This window comes from Arthrobacter sp. Z4-13 (genome assembly GCF_054792705.1).
The window spans coordinates 2,303,813-2,322,283 of record NZ_CP096459.1 but is presented as its reverse complement, the minus strand read 5'-3'; the positions used below and the strand labels follow the sequence as shown (position 1 = coordinate 2,322,283).

The window sequence follows — 18,471 nt, the reverse complement described above, 5'->3', positions numbered from 1 at the left end:
ATGTCCCATGACAAACTGACCGCAGCAGAGCCGGCCGGCGGGGCAAAACCCCGGGTAGCCGTACTTTTCGGTGGCCGTTCCAGCGAGCACGCCGTCAGCTGCGTGACTGCCGCCGGTGTTCTCGGTGCGATCAACAAGGACAAGTACGACGTCATCCCGATTGGGATCGCCAAGTCAGGGCAATGGGTGCTGGCCGCCGCCGATACCGCGCAATGGTCCCTCGCAGCATCGTCGCTGCCGGAGGTGGTTCCGTCGCAGCAAACCGTGACGCTGGCCCAGATCGGCGGCGAGCACCAGCTGATTGTGGCCTCCCCGAACGAGGTACCGCAGGAACTCGGTGCCGTGGACGTGGTGTTCCCACTGCTTCACGGCCCGTTCGGCGAGGACGGCACCATCCAGGGGTTGCTGGAACTCTCCGACACGCGGTACGTCGGAGCCGGCGTCCTGGCCTCTGCAGTGGGCATGGACAAGCACTTCATGAAGGTGGTTTTTGAAGCAGCGGGCCTTCAGGTTGGCCCCTACATCGCCGTGACCGACAGGCAATGGCGCAAGGATGCGGAATCCGTGCGGAAAAAGGTGGACCGGCTCGGCTTCCCTGTATTTGTTAAGCCTGCGCGGGCTGGATCGTCCATGGGAATCTCCAAGGTCGATTCGCTCGAGGAACTGGACGCCGCCATCGAGGAAGCGCGGCGGCATGACCTCAAACTGGTGATTGAGGCCGGCATCACTGGCCGGGAAATCGAGTGCGCGGTGCTGGAAGGCAGGGGCACCGACGCTCCCAGGACCTCCATGCCGGGCGAGATCTCCGTGGCCGGCGGCAGCCACGAGTTCTACGACTTCAACGCAAAGTACGTCGAGGACGGTGCCGCCTCGCTCAGCTGCCCGGCAGAGCTCCCGGAGGAAGCGATCACAAGGGTGCGGGAGCTCGCCGCAGCCGCCTTTGACGCGGTGGGGGCGGAGGGCCTGAGCCGGGTGGATTTCTTCTACACACCGGACGGCCAGCTGATCATCAACGAGATCAACACCATGCCGGGCTTCACCCCCAAAAGCATGTACCCGCAGATGTGGGCCGCATCGGGGCTGGACTACGCCGAGTTGATCGACGAACTCATCTACCTCGCACTGAACCGGAAGACCGGACTCCGCTGACCCCCACCGGGCTGATCCCCACCGGCACCCTCGCCTCGCTTCGCTTCGGCCAGGGAACCCTGCCGGCGTGGGCCCAACACCGGCACCCTCGCCTCGCTTCGCTTCGGCCAGGGAACCCTGCCGGGACTACTGGCTTTGGGGCAGGTCCTGCAGCTCTTCCTGGCCCACGCAGTTCCGGGTGCGCGGAATCTCGGCCGCGGCAACGGCAAGATCGGCCAGGACAGTGGCAGAGCTGATCTTGTCCGGGTCCATCAGAATTTCGGTGGCGGGCTCCCGGCCGTAAGTGGTCAGCGTCCAGACGGGGTCGCCTTCCTTGATCACCCAGTCGATCCCGTTGACTGTCACGCAGCGGTCGGTAGTGGGGCCGGGCACGTTGACTCCGCAGCGAAGAACCACCAAGGAGGGGTCGCCCCAAACCGCTGTGGCCTGGCTGTTCGTCTTGCGCAGCGCCGAGTCGCCGATGGCTTCCGGCAAGGCCAACATCATGGGAGCGCAGGCGGGGTTTGCGGCATCCCTGGCCGCGGGGACGTCCACGGCGGGAGAGCAAGCGGCCAAGGCGAGGGAAGCAACAGTCCCGGTCAGCGCCATCCTGGCAGCGCGGGCGGGCAGGGAAAGCTCAAGGCGGTGCATTCTCCAAGACTATCGTTGCGTCCCCGCTGTTCCGGACACGGTGCCGGCGGCCGCAGGCCGCCAATGTCGGGGGCCCGCTGTAGCGTAGTGGCGTGCCTGAAAAGCGTTTGACCGTCCAAGACCAGCCGCCCGCCGTCGCCGCCCTATCCGAAGCTGAGCTGCTGGCGAGGATATTTCCGCGCCTTTCCATGGGAGGGGACCATACCCAGGCCACCCTGCTCGGTCCCGGGGATGACGCTGCTGTAGTGTCGGCCCCTGACGGGAAGACCGTCATCAGCATTGACACCCAGGTGCAGGACCAGGATTTCCGGCTGGAGTGGTCCAACGGCTACCGGACCACCGGTTTTGATGTCGGCTGGAAAGCAGCGGCGCAGAATCTCAGCGACATCAATGCGATGGGAGCCGCAGCCACTTCCATGGTGGTCAGCCTCACCCTTACTCCGGAGACACCCGTTGACTGGGTGGAAGACCTGGCGGACGGACTGACAGCGGGAATCAGGGACCTGGGCGCCGCCAGGTGTTCGGTAGCCGGAGGCGACCTGGGCAAGGGCCGGGAAATCTCCGTAACGGTGGCAGTCCTGGGTACCCTCGATGGCAACCAGGCAGTTCTCCGGTCGGGAGCGCAACCGCAGGATGTCCTGGCGTTTGCAGGAACGGCCGGGCATGCGGCCGCAGGCCTGGCCATTCTCGAGTCCACAGTAAACATCGATGCCCTCCGCCCTGACCAGCGCGTCTTCCTGGACCTGCAGTGCAGGCCCCGGCCGCCTTTGGCTGCCGGCCCCGCTGCCCGGGCCGCCGGCGCCACTGCGATGCTGGATGTTTCGGACGGCCTGCTGCGGGACGGGTTGCGGCTGGCAACGGCAAGCGGGGTAACCATGGACTTGGACGCGCCGCAGCTCCGGGCGCTGGCGGATGTGCTGCGACCCGCATCGGAGCTGTTGGGAACGGATCCGATGGCGTGGGTGCTGGGCGGCGGAGAGGACCACGGACTGCTCGCCACATTCCCACCGCACGTTCAGCTTCCAGCCGGATTCACTGCGATAGGCTCGATACAAGCATTGCGAAGCAACGAAAGCCCGAGCGTCAAAATAGCGGGCCGGTCCGCGGATACCGGGGGATGGGATCACTTTGCACACTAAGGTTGCCGCCAACGCGCAAGCGATGAAGAGGTGGTTGGGCAAGGCTGAGACCGTCCTTGGAAACCATAGCGACCGCCTCAACGCCATCAATATCTTCCCGGTGGCCGACGGCGACACGGGCACCAACCTGTACATCACCGTTCGCGCCGCCGCCCAGTCTGCTGCGGCAGCCGGGGACCAGCCCGTGCAACTGGACGTTGGTGCTGTACTGGCCCGCGCCGGCCAGGCAGCCATGGAGGAGGCAAGGGGCAACTCAGGCACGTTGTTCTCAGTGTTCCTTTGCGCGGCGGCCGAGCCCCTGGCAGGTCACACCCGGCTGACCTCCACACTGCTGGCAGCCGCCCTGAACCGAGCCCAGATCCGGGCATGGTCAGCGCTCAGCGATCCCGTCCCCGGAACAATGCTTTCCGTCATGGAGGCTGCTGCACGGGCCGCAGCCGCCGTGGATGCGGGGCAAAACGGCGATGACAGCAACCACGCCCTGGGACTGGCCCTTGATGCAGCCGTCGAAGCCGCCCTGGCGGCGGTCATCCGCACTGAGGACCAGTTGGATGCCCTGACGTCCGCGCACGTGGTGGACGCCGGCGGAGTGGGAATGCTCCTGATCCTGGACTGCCTCCGCTCCGCTGTCCTGGGCGAGGAGCTTCAAAGCGAGCTCCTTGACGGGCTGCATGGCTATGACGTGTCCGATCCACATATCCACACAGCCTTGCCGGATGACGACGGCGTCGAAGTCATGTGCACCATCAAGCTCTCGCCGCTGAACGCTGCAACGCTTCGGCAGCAGCTTGACGAGATCGGCGAGTCAGTCATCATGAGCCAGGTAGGCAACAGTCCCGACGACGACGGGAACTACCGCTGGCGGGTACATGTTCACGTTCCTGCACCTGAACCCGCAGTTGCCATCATCCGGTCGCTCGGGGAGCCCGTCCAGATCAGCATCAGCGAACTGGCCCTGCCGCAGGAACCACACACGGATGCAGTGAACTCCAGTGGGCATGAGCGCTGAACTGGACCTTGCGCTGGAACGGCGCATCGGCAAACGTTCCGCGGCGGTCATTGAAAAGCACCTCGGCATCACCACGGTGGACGGGCTGCTGAACTACTTTCCACGTCGCTATATGTCCCGCGGAGAGCTGACGCCCATCAGCGAAATCCCGCGGGATGAGGAAGTCACCCTCATTGCCCGGGTGCTGTCCAGCAGCACCCGGTCCATGCAGGCACGCCGCGGGACCATCACCGACGTCGTGATTTCCGACGACGACGGGCAGCAAGGGCTCCGGCTCGTAGGCGGCACGGACTACCGGGGCAAAGTACCGGGCACGCTTAAAATCAGCTTCTTCAACGGGTATAAAGCGAAAGCCGAACTCCTGCCGGGACGCCGGGCCCTGTTCTCCGGAAAGGTCACCAGTTTTAAGGGATCCCTGGGCCTCACCAACCCCGACTTCCAGCTCCTCGATGAAGACCCTTTCAGCGACGCCGGCCTGGACCCGGAAAAACTGGCGGCCATGCCGGTTCCGGTTTACCCGGCGACGTCCAAACTTCCCAGTTGGAAGATCCAAAAGGCGGTTTCAACACTGCTTGAAACCGTGGACCTTGAGGCCCTGCCTGATCCTGTCCCGGGCACAGTCGCCGCCCGCGAGGAATTCGTGCCGCTGGCCCAGGCGTACCGGCTCATCCATGCTCCGGAATCTCCTGATGACTGGCGGCGGGCACGGGACCGGCTCCGGTACCACGAGGCGCTCGTGCTGCAGTCCGCGCTGGCCCGGCGCCGCGCTCAGCTGGCCGCGGAGGAAGCCACTGCACGCCGGCCTGTCACTGGCGGCCTGCTTGCCGCCTTCGACGCCAACCTCCCTTTCACCCTCACAGCCGGGCAGGCCGCCGTCGGGAAGACCTTCGCGGCGGAACTGGCCCGCGACTCTCCGATGAACCGGCTGCTGCAGGGTGAAGTAGGGTCCGGCAAGACCATCGTGGCGCTGCGGGCCATGTTGCAGGTGGTGGACGCCGGAGGACAGGCGGCACTGCTGGCGCCTACCGAGGTTTTGGCGGCGCAGCACTTCGAGTCGATCCGCCGCGCGCTGGGACCGCTCTCCAGGGACGGCCTGCTGGGAGGGCTCGACGACGCCTCCGTCCAGGTCACGCTGCTGACAGGTTCCATGCCGGCCGGAGCGCGAAAGCAGGCTATGCTCGACGCCGCCTCCGGAACCGCCGGAATCATCATCGGCACCCATGCCCTGCTCAGCGGCAACGTCACCTTTTACGATCTTGGCCTGATCGTGGTGGATGAGCAGCACCGCTTCGGCGTGGAGCAACGGGATGCGCTCCGGGCCAAAGCCAGGAAGCCGCCCCACCTGCTGGTCATGACCGCCACGCCCATCCCGCGCACCGTTGCCATGACGGTGTTCGGGGACCTGGAGACCTCGGTTCTGGACGAGCTTCCCCAGGGCCGGGCACCCATCAGCACCCATCTGGTGGGGCTTGCGGAAAACCCCGCCTGGGCGGGCCGCATCTGGGCCCGTTCCCGCGAGGAAATTGACGCCGGACACCAGGTGTACGTCGTCTGCCCGAAGATCGGGACCGACGACGACGGCGACTTCAGTCCCGGGGAAGCCGACCTCGCCGAAGGCGCTGACGGGGAAAACGGACGGGAACTCGCTTCAGTGACCGCCGTCGTCGAACAGCTCCTTGACGAGCCCGCCCTTTCCGGGGTTCCGTTGGCACCGCTGCACGGGCGCCAGCCGCCGGAAGTGAAGTCCGCCGCCATGGCCGGCTTTATGGCAAACAGGGTCAAGCTGCTGGTTTCCACCACCGTGATTGAGGTGGGCGTTGACGTTCCCAACGCCACCCTCATGGTCATCCTCGACGCCGACAGGTTTGGTATGTCGCAGCTGCACCAGCTGCGCGGCCGGGTGGGCAGGGGTGGCCTGCCCGGGACCTGCCTGTTGGTCACCGCCCTGGAACCTGAACACCCCAGCAGGCGGAGGCTGGACGCAGTCGCCGCCACCACCGACGGCTTCGAACTTTCCCAGGAGGATCTGAAGCTGCGCCGCGAGGGTGACATCCTGGGCGCCTCCCAGTCCGGCGGGCGCTCCACCTTGAAACTGCTGCGCGTGCTCGAACATGAAGCTATCATCAGCCGCGCCAGGGACGATGCCCAGCAGATCGTGGCGGCGGACCCTTCGCTGGGCTCGCACCGCGATTTGGCAGAGGCAATCGACAAGTACCTCAACCCCGAGAAGGAGGCGTTCCTTGAACGCGGTTAGCACGGTTGGTTCCGAAATGCGCGGCGGCCGAAGCGCGGCCGCCCAATGAGCCGCATCATTGCCGGTGCCGCCGGCGGTACACCCCTGCAGTCTGTTCCGGGTTCCTTGACCAGGCCCACCACGGACCGCGTCAAGGAAGCGCTGTTCTCACGGCTGGAAGCCTTTGAAGTCATCGGCGGGGCGCGGGTTCTTGACCTGTACGCCGGATCAGGCTCCCTGGGTGTGGAGAGTGGCAGCAGGGGCGCGCAGGCAGTGGACCTGGTGGAGTTCGATGCCAAGGCGAGTGCCGTCTGCCAGCGCAATGCCGACCTCATCAACGGGGTCCTGGGCCGCAAGGCCGTGACGGTCCACCGCTCGAAAGTCGAGCCCTTCCTGGAGCGCGCAGCCGATACGGCAACCTGGGACCTGGTGTTCCTTGACCCGCCCTATCCGCTGGAGGAGATCGCGTTGTCCGCGGTGCTCGAAAAGCTCGCTGCCCACCTTTCGCCGGCTGCTGTGGTGGTGGTGGAACGGTCGTCCCGCTCGCCTGAGCCGGGCTGGCCCGGAGGCCTGGCACGGTTCGCGGAGAAGAAATACGGCGAGACCCGGCTGTGGTTCGCAGAGCCATTTGTGCCGGACGCCATCGACCCGGACGCCGTGGATCAGGACGTGGTGGACCAGGACGTCGTTGATCAGGACGTCGTTGATCAGGACGTCGTTGATCAGGACTAGGGCGCGAGTGCATCCAGGTCCACGCCGGCCAGGACTTTAGCGGGATACGGGCCGCGGGCCACTAATTCCGCGGACCACCCGTCAGGCCAGGGCGTCTGGGTGCCGGCCAGGACGATGTTGCCCGGGTAGCGGCCCTGGAACATTCCTGCTTCAGCAAACGCAGCCACGTCTCCCATCGCCAGTCGCATGGCTGCCGCCTGGCTGCGGACCAGGGTGAGCCCCGGCTCGTCGCCCACATTGACGATCAGCAACCCGCCCGGGGTGAGCCGTTCCCGAATCTCGCTGTAGAACTCGGTACAGGCAAGATGCGCCGGCGCTTCCGGGCCGGAAAAGATGTCCAGGATGACGACGTCGAAGCGGAGTCCGGGTTCGAGTTCAGCGAGGGCGTCGCGGGCGTCCCCGATAATGGTGTGCAGGTCAGTCCCCTCCGGGAGGGGCAGGTGGCGGAGGACAAAATCCAGCAGTTCACGTTCCAGCTCCACCGCGTACTGGACTGACCCCGGCCGCGTCGCCTGGATATAGCGCGCCAGCGTCAGCGCCCCGGCCCCCAGATGCAGTGCCGTCACGGGCATTCCTGCAGGGGCGGCGAGGTCCACCAGGTGGCCGATCCGGCGCAGGTACTCGTAGAAAATCTCCTCCGGCCGGGCCAGGTTCACATGGGACTGCTCCGCACCGCCGATGCTGAGTACGTAGCTGCCGTCGGTGAAGGCAGCCGGTTCTATGATTGCGTGCTGTCCGGTGGTGCGCAGGAACCGTTCCGCCCGACCATCGCTGCCTGCCGGCATCAGAGCCGGCCGCTGAGGGTGGCCAGCCGGGCGGCGGCTTCCTCCAAAACTTCGGTCTTTTTGCAGAACGCAAACCGTAGGAGGCTACGGGTCCTCTCAGCTCCTTCGGGATGGCAGAAAACAGGGACCGGGATGGCTGCCACGCCAACCAGGCCGGGGAGCTTGCGTGCCAGGTCCACAGAGTCCTGGATGCCCAGCGGGGCCGTGTCCACGTTAACGAAGTACGTTCCCTGCGGGGTGAAAACGTCGAAGCCGGCTGCCCGGAGGCCTTCGCTGAGAATGTCGCGCTTGTACTTCAGGGTGGCGGCAACATCGTTGTAAAAAGCGTCCGGCAGGCCGAGCCCGGTGGCAATGGCTGACTGGAACGGTGTGCCCGAACTGTAGGTAAGGAACTGCTTGACCGTGCGCACGGCGGACACAAGGTCTTCCGGACCTGTAAGCCAGCCGACCTTCCAGCCGGTCAGGGAGAAGGTTTTCCCGGCCGAGGAAATGGTGATGGTCCGGTCGCCCGCTCCCGGCAGGGACGCCACCGGCACGTGGCGGTCACCGAAAGTGAGGTGTTCGTACACCTCATCAGTAACGATCAGGCAATCATGCTTCCGGGCCAGGTCGACGACGCGCTGCAGCACCGGGCGCGGAAAGACGGCGCCGGTGGGGTTATGCGGGTTGTTCAGCAGCACCACCCTTGTCCGCTCGTTAAAGGCAGCCTCCAGCGCGGCCAGGTCCGGCATGAAGTCCGGGGCCAGCAGGGGAGCCGTCACATGCGTGGCGCCGGACAGGCCGATGACTGCGCCGTAGGAGTCGTAAAACGGTTCAAAGGTCAGGACCTCGTCACCGGGTCCGGCAAACGCCAGCAGGGAGGCGGCGATGCCCTCGGTGGCGCCCGTAGTGACGATCACCTCGGTCTGCGGGTCGGGGGAGAGGCCGTAAAACCTCTCCTGGTGCGCAGCCACTGCTTCCCGCAGTTCCAGGACGCCTTTGCCCGGTGCATACTGGTTCGCCCCGGAGGCGATGGCCGCGCGGGCGGCTTCCCGTATCTCCAGCGGGCCGTCCTCGTCCGGAAAGCCCTGGCCCAGATTAATGGCGCCGGTCTTGACCGCCAGGGTGGTCATCTCTTCGAAGATCGTGACTCCCAGTCCGCCGTCAGGACCCAGGAGGTTGGCTCCGAGCGCGGTCCGCTGCCAGGGCGCAGGTGCCGTGGGGGCGGAAACTTGCCGTCGTGAATGCATCCAGTCATGGTATCCCGGCCTTTTCATGGGGTAGGTTCGGAGCATGAGACGAGCTGTCTGCCCCGGTTCCTTTGACCCCATCCACAATGGTCATCTTGAGGTTATTGCACGGGCTGCGGGCCTCTTTGATGAAGTCATTGTTGCGGTCTCCACCAACCCGGGCAAGAAGTACCGGTTTGCGTTGGAAGAGCGCCTGGACATGGCCCGGGAAACCCTGGCCTCACTCAAGGGAATTGTGGTGGAACCGGTGGGGGAGGGGCTCCTCGCAGAGTATTGCCGCCAGCGGGGCGTCTCAGCCATCGTCAAGGGCCTCCGGTCCTCGTCGGATTTCGACTACGAGCTTCCCATGGCCACCATGAACCGCCAGCTCAGTGGCGTGGAAACAGTTTTCCTGCCGGCTGAGGCCCACTACATCCATCTGTCCTCCACCCTGATCAAGGAAGTTGCAAGCCTGGGCGGCAGTGTTTCCGAATACGTTCCGAGGTCGGTGCACCGGAGGATGCTTCCGGGCGAGTCGGCGGCGGAACAGCAGCTAAAAGGGTAGGCTGGTCCGGTACTTCGGCGCCGCCGGCTGCCTGGTTTGAGTCCCTGTGGCTCTTCAGGCTAAGATGGTACGTCGGTCATATGTTCAACAGGAGTTCTCATTAAACGAGGTGCTGGTTCGCCCCTGGCGTTCGACGTCAAGGACCTCGGACGCAGTCCGGGAAGCATGCGGACACTGACGGAACATGTACCCGCACCAAGTGATCTTGGTGTGGCGCTCATTGGTGTTCAGGAAGGCTCGGATATCGAGCTGGATCTGAGGTTTGAGGCCGTACACGAAGGAATCTTGGTATCAGGAACCGCACTTGCCGGGGTAACCGGTGAATGCGGGCGATGCCTGGATCCCCTTGCGTATGACCTTGAGGTCAATGTGCAAGAACTTTTCTTCTATGAGGGCATAGTGCTTTCGGACGAAGAAGATGATGAAGAGCAACGTCGAGTCGAGCACGATGTAATCGATCTTGAACCGGTGTTGCGGGACGCGGTTGTCACCAACCTGCCGTTCCAGCCGGTGTGCCGGGAAGACTGCCAGGGCCTTTGCTCCGAATGCGGAGTTCGCCTGGAAGACGAGCCGGGGCACCACCACGAGGTCTTGGATCCTCGCTGGGCTGCCCTAGCTGATATGGCTAAGCCTGACCGGCAAAATTGATTTGTACGTGTTTGTCTAGAGAGAAATGAGTTAGCCGTGGCTGTTCCCAAGCGGAAAATGTCTCGCTCGAATACCCGCGCCCGCCGCTCGCAGTGGAAGGCGACCGCCCCCCACCTGGTGAAAACCGTGGAGAACGGCCAGGTTACTTACAGCCTGCCGCACCAGGCAAAGGTCGTCACCGACTCGGCCGGCACCGCGCTGTTCCTTGAGTACAAGGGCCGCAAGGTCGCGGACGTCTAATCGGCCCCTCCGGCTGACATGATGTCTTCAACTGAAGAGCTTTTGAAGCGTCTCGGTGTCTCTATTGACGCCGGGACGCTTCGTCTTGCGCTCACACACCGTTCCTACGCCTACGAAAACGGCGGCATCCCCACGAACGAGCGGCTCGAATTCCTGGGCGACTCCATCCTCGGGTTCTCCGTGACGGACGCTTTGTACCGGGACAACCCGGACCTTCCCGAGGGCGACCTTGCGAAGCGGCGCTCCGCTGTGGTCAGCACCCGTGCCCTTGCCGGCATCGGACGCAGCCTTGGCATTGGTGATTACATCTACCTTGGGCAGGGCGAGAAGCTCACCGAGGGTAAAAACAAGGCCTCCATCCTGGCGGACACTATGGAGGCGCTGATCGGTGCCACCTATGTGTCCAATGACATCGAGACGGCCCGGCAGCTTGTGATGCGCCTGATCGGGCCCCTGCTCAAGGATGCTGCCGCCCTGGGTGCCGGGACCGACTGGAAAACCAGCATCCAGGAACTCGCCGCCAGCCGCCAGCTCGGTACCATCCATTACGCCGTGGTGGGCTCCGGCCCCGACCACGCGCGGGTTTTTGCCGCTGTACTGCACATAGGCGGCAAGGCCTATGGCAAAGGCACCGGACACTCGAAGAAGGAAGCGGAGCAGGAAGCTGCTGCCGACGCCTGGCGGGCCCTCACCGGCAATGCCGGTTCCGCGCCGGCTGGCAAAACGGCCGGTTCCGTAGCCGCCAAGTAGTCGACGTGCCTGAACTTCCCGAGGTTGAGGTGGTCCGCCGCGGCCTGGTGAGCTGGGTCCGCGGCAGGACCATCGAACGTGTGGAAGTCCTCGACCAGCGCTCGATCCGCCGTCACGCACTGGGAGCCGAAGACTTCGTCGGAAACCTCCAAGGCGTAACCGTTGCTGACATCGTGCGGCGGGGCAAATTCCTCTGGCTGCCGCTGCTTGATTCGTCCGCCAGCCCTGAAAGGCACGCCCCAGGGGGATCTGCCGGCCTTCCGCAGGTGGCACTGATGGCGCATCTGGGCATGAGCGGCCAGTTGCTGATGCAGGACCGCAATGTCCCGGACGAGAAACACCTCAAAGTGCGGATCCGGCTGAGTTCGCGCGAAGGCATGCCGGAGCAGTTGCGGTTTGTGGACCAGCGGATTTTTGGCGGCCTGTTCGTCACCGCCTTGGTTCCAACGGACGACGGCGGCCCAGGCGGCCTCGCTGAGACACCCCTTCCGCTGATCGCAGAGGAGGCGTCGCACATTGCACGGGACCCCTTGGATCCAGCGTTCTCTTTTGACCTCTTCTACCGCCGCCTCCGCAAACGCAAAACGGGACTGAAGCGGGCCCTCCTGGATCAGGGCCTGGTGTCGGGCATCGGAAATATCTACGCCGATGAGGCGTTGTGGCGTGCCCGTCTCCATTATGCCCGGGCCACTGACACCCTGCGCCGTGCCGAAGCGGAAAGGGTATTGGACAGCGCCCGTGAGGTTATGCTCGATGCGCTGGCCGCAGGCGGAACCAGCTTTGATTCCCTGTATGTCAATGTCAACGGCGCCTCCGGGTACTTCGACCGTTCCCTCAACGCCTATGGGCGGGCAGGCCAGCCGTGCAGGCGGTGCGCCGCTGCGGGTATCCACGCGTCCATCCGCCGGGAACAGTTCATGAGCCGCTCCTCGCACACTTGTCCTGTGTGCCAGCCCCGTCCCCGCAACGGGCGCTGGTAGGCCGAAGCGGCGCAGGCCAGTTAATCCGCGGCATTTCGCCGGTAAGCAGTAGATTTGGTGCAGGGAAGCATCCGTCCCAGCCATCCAGGAGATCCAAAAGCCTTGCACCTCAAAAGCCTGACCGTCCGGGGGTTCAAGTCGTTTGCGTCCGCCACCACCTTTAATTTCGAACCCGGCGTCACCGCCGTGGTGGGCCCCAATGGTTCCGGAAAGTCGAATGTGGTGGACGCCCTCGCCTGGGTCATGGGGGAGCAGGGCGCCAAGACCCTGCGCGGCGGCAAGATGGAAGACGTTATTTTCGCCGGTACGTCCGGCAGGCCGCCGCTCGGGCGCGCACACGTCTCGCTGACCATCGACAACGCTGACGGTGCCCTGCCCATCGAGTACAGCGAAGTCACCATCTCGAGGACACTCTTCCGTGCCGGCGGTTCCGAGTACGCCATCAATGGTGCCGGCTGCAGGCTGCTCGACATCCAGGAACTGCTGTCCGACTCAGGCCTGGGCCGGGAGATGCACGTCATAGTGGGCCAGGGGCAGCTGGACCGTGTACTCCACGCCACCCCCGAGGACCGCCGGGGCTTCATCGAGGAAGCCGCCGGCATCCTCAAGCACCGGCGCCGCAAGGAGCGGACAGTCCGCAAGCTTGAAGCCATGCAGGCCAACCTGCAACGCCTCACCGACCTCACCGGGGAGATCAGGCGCCAGCTGACCCCGCTGGGCAAACAGGCCGAGGTGGCCCGCCGTGCCCAGCGCGTCCAGTTCGACGTCCGCGACGCACGCGCACGGCTTCTCGCCGACGACCTCGTCCGGCTGCAGGAAGCGCTGGAGCAGGACGTCGCGGACGAAGCCGCGCTGAAATTCCGGCGGACCGCGGTCGAGCAGGAACTGGAAACCGGGCGCCGGCAGCAGGCTGCCCTGGAGCAGCTGGCCGCCGAAGCAACCCCGAAACTGAACGCGGCAAGGGACACCTGGTACCGTCTGACAGCCGCCCGTGAACGGCAGCGTTCCCTCGGCACCCTGGCGGAGGAACGCAGCCGCCTGCTTGGTTCCACCGAGACCCCGGCAACCGGCCGCGACCCCGAACAACTGGAGCGGCAGGCCGCGCGGGTCCGCGGGGAACTTGCCGAGCTTGAACGCCACATCCTGGATAAGCGCAGCGTCCTTGAAGCCTCCAGCGCAGCGAAGGCAGAGGGAGAGGCGGCCGCCCTGGCCGAGGACAAGCGGCTCACGGCGGTGCTGAGGGCAGCCGCTGACCGGCGCGAAGGACTGGCACGGCTGGCCGGACAGGTAGGGGCTGCGAGGTCACGCGTCGAGTCCGCGCAGGCCGAACTGGGCAGGCTCCGGGAATCCCAGGCTTCCGGGGCGGAACGGCGCGCCCGGGCCCAGTCCGAGTTCACCGCACTCGAAAACCAGGTGGCAGGAGTAGAAGAAGGCGAGGAATCCCTGGACGCCGACTACGAATCCGCCAGTTCAACCCTCGACGCAGTGGTCCAGGACATCTCCGGCCTCCAAGCTGCCGTCAGTGAGGGGATCCGGAAGCGTGACGCACTCGTGGCGCGCCGGGACGCCCTGCAGCTTGGGCTCAACAGGAAGGACGGAGCAGGCCACGTCCTCGACGCCGGCCTGGCAGGGGTACTGGGAACCCTCGCGGGGGAACTGACAGTGGAGCCGGGTTATGAAGCGGCGATAGCCGCTGCGTTGGGGGAAGCGTCCGAAGCGGTCCTCGTGCGGGACCACGAGGCAGCAGCCGGTGTGGTTGAACTGCTCAAGGACGACGACGCCGGGAGGGCGGCGTTCCTGCTCGAACTGGCGGGTGCGGCCCAAGGGGCCGGAGCCGGCGAAGCCCCACCCCTTCCGGAAGGAGCGCGCTGGGCAGTGGAACTGGTGCAGGACGCCGGACGCGCGGCCCCGGCGGTGACGCACCTGCTGGCCGCCGCCGCCGTCGTCGCTGACGTCCCGGCGGCCGCCGCGCTGGTGTCTGCACGCCCAAGTATCACCGCCGTGACCCTGGCAGGGGACGTTTTCACCGCGGTTTCCGCCACGGGCGGCTCGGCGAAGGCACCGTCCCTCCTTGAGGTCCAGGCCGCCGTGGACGACGCCGAAGGCCGGCTTTCGTCCGTCACTGCGGAGCTGGAGCGGAACAGGTTCGCCCTGGCCGGGGCGGAGGCGCGGCGGGCTGAGGCGCAGGAACGTGCCGACTCGGCACTCGACCGGCTGCATGAATCAGATGCAAGGCTGGCGGCCGTTGCGGAACGCCTTGGCCACCTCAACTCCCTACTCCGCAGCGCAGTGGGCGAAAGCGACCGGCTCGCCGCGGCGCTGGCCCGGGCCGAAGCAAACGTCGTTGCCGAACAGGAAGCGCTCGCCGCCGTGACGGCGAGGCTTGCCGCAGCCCAGGAGGCGCCGCTGGAACAGGAGCCTTCCACCGAACACCGGGATGCCCTCGCCCTGGCAGCCTCAACAGCCCGGGCAGCCGAGGTGGAGGCCCGGCTGTCACTGCGCAGCGCCGAAGAGCAGCTGGCCGCCACCCGGAACCGGGTCGAGTCGCTGGAACGCGCCGCTGCCACCGAGCGCCGCGCCCGTGAGGAAGCAGCCGAACGCGCCCGCCGCCGCCGGGCACAGGCCAAACGGGCTGCCGCCGTCGCCGCCGCTGTTGAACTCGTCCTGCGGTACATGGATGTGTCCGTAGACCTGGCAAGGCACGAACGCGACCTTGCTGAAGAGAACCGGGAACAGCGGGACAAAGAGCTGCTGCGCATCCGGACCGCAAACGAGTCATTCGCCCGGGAACTTGCTGAGCTCACGGACAACGTCCACCGCGATGAGCTGGCCCGCACACAACAACGGGCCCGTATTGAAGCCTTGGAAAGCCGCTCCATAGATGAGCTCGGGATCACCCCCGATGCCCTGGTATCGGACTACGGGCCGGAGGTCCCGGTCCCGGTGCCTGCCGAAGAAAGCGGCGACAAGTGGGCCGCATTGCGCGCACCGGTGGACGCCGGCGGAGCGGAGATCATCGAGGGCAAGCCCTATGTCCGCGAGGAGCAGGAAAAACGGCTCCGGAAAGCAGAACGCGATCTCTCCAGCCTGGGCAGGGTCAACCCCTTGGCGCTGGAGGAATTCGCCGCCCTTGAGGAGCGCCACCAGTTCCTCAGCACCCAACTGGAGGACCTGAAGGCCAGCCGGAAGGACCTGCTGGACATCATCAAGGAAGTGGATGACCGCGTCCAGCGTGTTTTCACGGAAGCCTTCGAGGATACCCAGGCGCAGTTCGTTAAAGTCTTCGCCCGGCTGTTTCCTGGCGGCGAGGGACGGCTGGTGCTCACCGATCCGGCGGACATGCTGACCACCGGTATAGAAGTGGAGGCCCGCCCTGCAGGCAAAAAAATCAAGCGCCTTTCGCTCCTGTCAGGCGGTGAGCGCTCGCTGACTGCCGTCGCCCTGCTGGTGGCGATTTTCAAGGCGCGGCCGTCGCCGTTCTACGTGATGGACGAAGTGGAGGCCGCCCTGGATGACACGAACCTGGGCCGGCTCATCACCATCTTCGAGGAACTTCGGGAGTCCAGCCAGCTCATCGTCATCACCCACCAGAAGCGGACCATGGAAGTGGCGGATGCACTCTACGGCGTGACCATGAGGGGCGACGGCGTCTCCACCGTGATCAGCCAGCGCCTGGGCGCCGAGGTGTAGGCAGGGTTGGAGGGCCGGTACAGGTACCCCTGCCCCGCCCATAACGCCCGCTGCGTTATGAGAAGCTAGGGGAGTGAATGACATCCTCCCCATAATTTTGTCCATTGTTGCTGCCTTGGCGGTTATTGGCGGGCTGATTCCGGTCCTGCTTAAGACGCGGAAGAACATCACCCAGTACCCCGGCACCCGCGATGCCAACGACCCCGTCCTGCCGCGGAGCGGAAGCACGGCCGTTGACGACAGTCCGGCCGCGGCGACGGACCGCAAGGCACCGGACGGCGTGGATCTCGAGGGGCTGGACACCGCCACGGTCCCGGACGATGCTGCCGGGCTGGAAGTCATTTCGGTGGAGACGCCGATGCCCGTGGCCGGCCGGCTTATCCGCCTCCGCGAACGGCTGGTCCGCTCCAACAACGTCATGGGCAAGGGACTCCTGGCACTGCTTTCCAGCGACAGGATCGATGAAAACGTCTGGGACGAAGTTGAGGAAACCCTCCTTCTGGCGGACCTTGGCACCGAACCCACCATGCAGCTCGTGGACGCACTCCGGGAGCGCGTCAAGGTGCTGGGCACCAGGACCCCCGAGCAGGTCAAGATGCTGCTCCGTGAGGAACTCATCAAGCTTGTCGACCCCACCATGGACCGAACCCTGAGTGTCCAGCGCCACGCTGACAGGCCCGCGGTCATGATGGTGGTAGGCGTAAACGGCGTCGGCAAAACCACCACTGTAGGCAAACTCGCGCGCGTGCTGGTGGCGGAGGACAAGGACGTCATCCTCGGCGCCGCGGACACATTCCGGGCTGCCGCCGCTGAGCAGCTGGCAACCTGGGGCCAGCGTGTGGGAGTTCCCACCGTGAAGTCGGACATCCAGGGCGCCGATCCGGCTTCGGTGGCCTATGAGGCAGTGAAGGCGGGCATCGACCAGGAAGTCGACGTGGTGATGATCGACACCGCCGGCCGGCTCCAGAACAAGGTCGGGCTCATGGACGAGCTGGGCAAGGTCAAGCGCGTGGTGGAAAAGCTGGCCGAAGTGGACGAGGTCCTCCTGGTACTGGATGCAACCACCGGCCAGAACGGCTTGAACCAGGCGCGCGTGTTCTCGGAGGTCGTCAACATCACCGGTATCGTCCTGACGAAGCTGGACGGTACCGCCAAGGGCGGGATCGTCGTCGCCATCCAGAAGAGCCTTGGCGTTCCGGTCAAGCTGATTGGACTGGGGGAAGGCGCTGACGACCTTGCCCCGTTCGAGGCCGAAGCATTTGTGGACGCCCTGTTGAACTAGCGCCCGTCCGCCGCGCCCTGGCCCTTGGCGGTCCGTAGGGTTTCACGGGTGCCGAGCCAGCTGCAGGCGGCAACGAGCATGATGCCGCCGGTGACGCCGAACGCCCAGCCGTAGCCCAGCCGGTCCGCCAGCACACCGGCCAGGACGGGCCCAACGATAGCGCCGACGTCGGACGTCATCTGGTAGACCGCCAGGACCTTGCCGCCGGACCGCCCGTTGCCGATCACATCGGCGACGGCGGCCTGCTGGGCGGGCCCGAACAGTCCGGAGCCGACGCCGGCCAGCGCCGAGGCTGCCAGGAACCAGGCCAGATCGCCGGCGAAGCCGATCCCGGCCGTGGACACGGCAGCCACGAGCAGGCCCGAGATCATCATGGGCTTGCGCCCCATGCTGTCGGCCAGGCGGCCCGAGAAAGTCAGTGCCCCCGCGTTGCCTGCGGCGAAGACCGCCAAAGCCAGCCCTGCTGCCTCGGGTCCGGCTCCGAAGACAGCGGCGGCAAACAGGGGGACGGTGGCCATGCGTACGCCGAAGGTGGCCCAACCGTTGGCGAAGCTGGACATCAGGGCAGCGCGGTACGCTCCTGTCGCCAGGGCTTCCCCGAGCTTCATCGCCGGGTCGCGCTGCTGCGCCTCAGCCGACCCGCGGCGCTCGTGGCTCAGTTGCGTCTGCACCACCAGTGCGGCCACTACCAGGGCCGCGGCGTATGCCAGGAAAGGTATCCGGAGGCCGAATCCCGCCAGCAGCCCGCCCACGATCGGCCCGCAGACATTGCCAATAAGGAACGCCGACGCATACGCGCCGGACACCCTGCCGCGGCTTTCCGGCGGCGCCAACCGAATCACCAGCGCCATGGAGGCCACGGTGAACATGACCGAACCTGCGCCGCCGAGCCCCCGGAAGAGCAACAGTTGCCAGTAGTCCTGGGCGAACGCGCACGCCGCGGTGGAAAGGGCCACAATCAGCAGCCCCGCCACATAGACAGGCCTTTCGCCCAGCCTCCCGATCAAACTTCCGCCCGCCGGCGCGAACACGAGCCGCATGAACGCGAAGATGGCAACAATCACGGATGCCTCCGTGTTGCCCACGCCGAATGTCGTGGCAAACTGCGGCAATACGGGCGCAACAAGCCCGAATCCCAGCGCAATAAGGAACGCCGCGGCGAGCATCACCTTTATATCGCGGGGAAGCCGGTCCCGTTGCGGCCGGAAGCGGGCCATGATCCTTGATGTGACGCCGCTTCCGCGGGGTGCTGCCGTCATGGTGCACAAATCCTTGCAGTCTGGAATGCCGGGTGTCGGCGGAAATGGTGAAACACAACCGTAACAAGCACGATATGCACCATTTACTTCCTAGAGGTTGTTGTAACAGGCCGGCAATCTAAATCCTCCGTGGGCGAAACACGGCGCGGACAAACTCGTTACAGGACGCAAA

At 65.5% G+C, this 18,471-nt stretch carries 16 protein-coding genes; 12 read left to right on the top strand and 4 right to left on the bottom strand.

The annotated features are described in order from the left end of the window. Positions 1-1,149, top strand: coding sequence for a D-alanine--D-alanine ligase family protein (locus M1E07_RS12505; protein ID WP_461187010.1), 1,149 nt, complete (start codon positions 1-3; stop codon positions 1,147-1,149). 126 nt (positions 1,150-1,275) lie between these two features. On the opposite strand, the gene M1E07_RS12500 is transcribed toward M1E07_RS12505, so the two are convergent. Beyond that, positions 1,276-1,779, bottom strand: a complete 504-nt coding sequence (locus M1E07_RS12500; RefSeq protein WP_461187009.1) for a DUF3515 family protein — start codon at positions 1,777-1,779, stop codon at positions 1,276-1,278. 92 nt (positions 1,780-1,871) lie between these two features. Here M1E07_RS12500 and thiL point away from each other — a divergent pair, with 92 nt between their 5' ends. The 4 genes from thiL to rsmD are packed head-to-tail and all read left to right on the top strand — an operon-like array spanning position 1,872 to position 6,892. Beyond that, the gene (gene thiL, locus M1E07_RS12495) at positions 1,872-2,918 is read left to right on the top strand and encodes a thiamine-phosphate kinase (RefSeq protein ID WP_461187008.1); all 1,047 of its coding nucleotides are present in this window, start codon (positions 1,872-1,874) and stop codon (positions 2,916-2,918) included. Between the two features lie 22 nt (positions 2,919-2,940). Beyond that, positions 2,941-3,927 carry a DAK2 domain-containing protein gene (locus M1E07_RS12490; protein ID WP_461187007.1) on the top strand — a complete coding sequence of 329 codons (987 nt, stop codon included), beginning with the start codon at positions 2,941-2,943 and terminating at the stop codon, positions 3,925-3,927. Continuing rightward, positions 3,917-6,181, top strand: coding sequence for an ATP-dependent DNA helicase RecG (locus M1E07_RS12485; protein WP_461187006.1), 2,265 nt, complete (start codon positions 3,917-3,919; stop codon positions 6,179-6,181). The genes M1E07_RS12490 and M1E07_RS12485 overlap by 11 nt, the downstream gene beginning before the upstream one ends. A gap of 45 nt (positions 6,182-6,226) precedes the next feature. Then, positions 6,227-6,892, top strand: a complete 666-nt coding sequence (rsmD, locus tag M1E07_RS12480; protein WP_461187005.1) for a 16S rRNA (guanine(966)-N(2))-methyltransferase RsmD — start codon at positions 6,227-6,229, stop codon at positions 6,890-6,892. On the opposite strand, the gene M1E07_RS12475 is transcribed toward rsmD, so the two are convergent. Beyond that, positions 6,889-7,677: a spermidine synthase gene (locus M1E07_RS12475; protein WP_461187004.1), complete on the bottom strand. Its 789-nt coding sequence runs from the start codon at positions 7,675-7,677 to the stop codon at positions 6,889-6,891. The genes rsmD and M1E07_RS12475 overlap by 4 nt on opposite strands. Beyond that, entirely contained in the window at positions 7,677-8,906 is a 1,230-nt protein-coding gene (locus M1E07_RS12470) for an aminotransferase class I/II-fold pyridoxal phosphate-dependent enzyme (protein ID WP_461187003.1), read from the bottom strand. Before M1E07_RS12470 ends, M1E07_RS12475 begins: the two co-directional genes overlap by 1 nt. Positions 8,907-8,949: 43 nt before the next feature. Here M1E07_RS12470 and coaD point away from each other — a divergent pair, with 43 nt between their 5' ends. The 7 genes from coaD (at position 8,950) to ftsY (ending at position 17,040) form a co-directional block, all read left to right on the top strand. Further along, positions 8,950-9,450 (top strand): pantetheine-phosphate adenylyltransferase, encoded by a 501-nt coding sequence (coaD, locus tag M1E07_RS12465; protein WP_461187002.1) that lies wholly within the window; start codon positions 8,950-8,952, stop codon positions 9,448-9,450. Between the two features lie 123 nt (positions 9,451-9,573). Further along, positions 9,574-10,098, top strand: a complete 525-nt coding sequence (locus M1E07_RS12460; RefSeq protein ID WP_461190392.1) for a YceD family protein — start codon at positions 9,574-9,576, stop codon at positions 10,096-10,098. A 36-nt stretch (positions 10,099-10,134) separates the two neighbouring features. Further along, positions 10,135-10,338 carry a 50S ribosomal protein L32 gene (gene rpmF, locus M1E07_RS12455; protein WP_009356569.1) on the top strand — a complete coding sequence of 68 codons (204 nt, stop codon included), beginning with the start codon at positions 10,135-10,137 and terminating at the stop codon, positions 10,336-10,338. A gap of 21 nt (positions 10,339-10,359) precedes the next feature. Continuing rightward, entirely contained in the window at positions 10,360-11,088 is a 729-nt protein-coding gene (gene rnc, locus M1E07_RS12450; protein ID WP_461190391.1) for a ribonuclease III, read from the top strand. A 5-nt stretch (positions 11,089-11,093) separates the two neighbouring features. Continuing rightward, entirely contained in the window at positions 11,094-12,068 is a 975-nt protein-coding gene (mutM, locus tag M1E07_RS12445) for a bifunctional DNA-formamidopyrimidine glycosylase/DNA-(apurinic or apyrimidinic site) lyase (RefSeq protein WP_461187001.1), read from the top strand. A gap of 102 nt (positions 12,069-12,170) precedes the next feature. Further along, complete coding sequence (gene smc, locus M1E07_RS12440; protein ID WP_461187000.1) at positions 12,171-15,758, top strand: chromosome segregation protein SMC; 3,588 nt, start codon at positions 12,171-12,173, stop codon at positions 15,756-15,758. A 73-nt stretch (positions 15,759-15,831) separates the two neighbouring features. Then, a complete protein-coding gene (gene ftsY, locus M1E07_RS12435; protein ID WP_461186999.1) occupies positions 15,832-17,040 on the top strand; it encodes a signal recognition particle-docking protein FtsY in 1,209 nt (402 codons plus the stop codon). Here ftsY and M1E07_RS12430 read toward each other — a convergent pair. Continuing rightward, entirely contained in the window at positions 17,037-18,299 is a 1,263-nt protein-coding gene (locus tag M1E07_RS12430) for an MFS transporter (protein ID WP_461186998.1), read from the bottom strand. The two genes, ftsY and M1E07_RS12430, sit on opposite strands and share 4 nt — an antisense overlap. Positions 18,300-18,471 lie beyond the last annotated feature (172 nt).

What these genes read in the sequence shown, in the direction of transcription:
- M1E07_RS12470 (WP_461187003.1), bottom strand. Translation starts at nt 8,906, where the DNA reads ATGCATTCACGACGGCAAGTTTCCGCCCCCACGGCACCTGCGCCCTGG.
- rsmD (WP_461187005.1), top strand. Translation starts at nt 6,227, where the DNA reads ATGAGCCGCATCATTGCCGGTGCCGCCGGCGGTACACCCCTGCAGTCT.
- M1E07_RS12430 (WP_461186998.1), bottom strand. Translation starts at nt 18,299, where the DNA reads ATGACGGCAGCACCCCGCGGAAGCGGCGTCACATCAAGGATCATGGCC.
- coaD (WP_461187002.1), top strand. Translation starts at nt 8,950, where the DNA reads ATGAGACGAGCTGTCTGCCCCGGTTCCTTTGACCCCATCCACAATGGT.
- M1E07_RS12500 (WP_461187009.1), bottom strand. Translation starts at nt 1,779, where the DNA reads ATGCACCGCCTTGAGCTTTCCCTGCCCGCCCGCGCTGCCAGGATGGCG.
- M1E07_RS12475 (WP_461187004.1), bottom strand. Translation starts at nt 7,677, where the DNA reads ATGCCGGCAGGCAGCGATGGTCGGGCGGAACGGTTCCTGCGCACCACC.
- rnc (WP_461190391.1), top strand. Translation starts at nt 10,360, where the DNA reads ATGTCTTCAACTGAAGAGCTTTTGAAGCGTCTCGGTGTCTCTATTGAC.
- M1E07_RS12490 (WP_461187007.1), top strand. Translation starts at nt 2,941, where the DNA reads ATGAAGAGGTGGTTGGGCAAGGCTGAGACCGTCCTTGGAAACCATAGC.
- M1E07_RS12505 (WP_461187010.1), top strand. Translation starts at nt 1, where the DNA reads ATGTCCCATGACAAACTGACCGCAGCAGAGCCGGCCGGCGGGGCAAAA.
- M1E07_RS12485 (WP_461187006.1), top strand. Translation starts at nt 3,917, where the DNA reads ATGAGCGCTGAACTGGACCTTGCGCTGGAACGGCGCATCGGCAAACGT.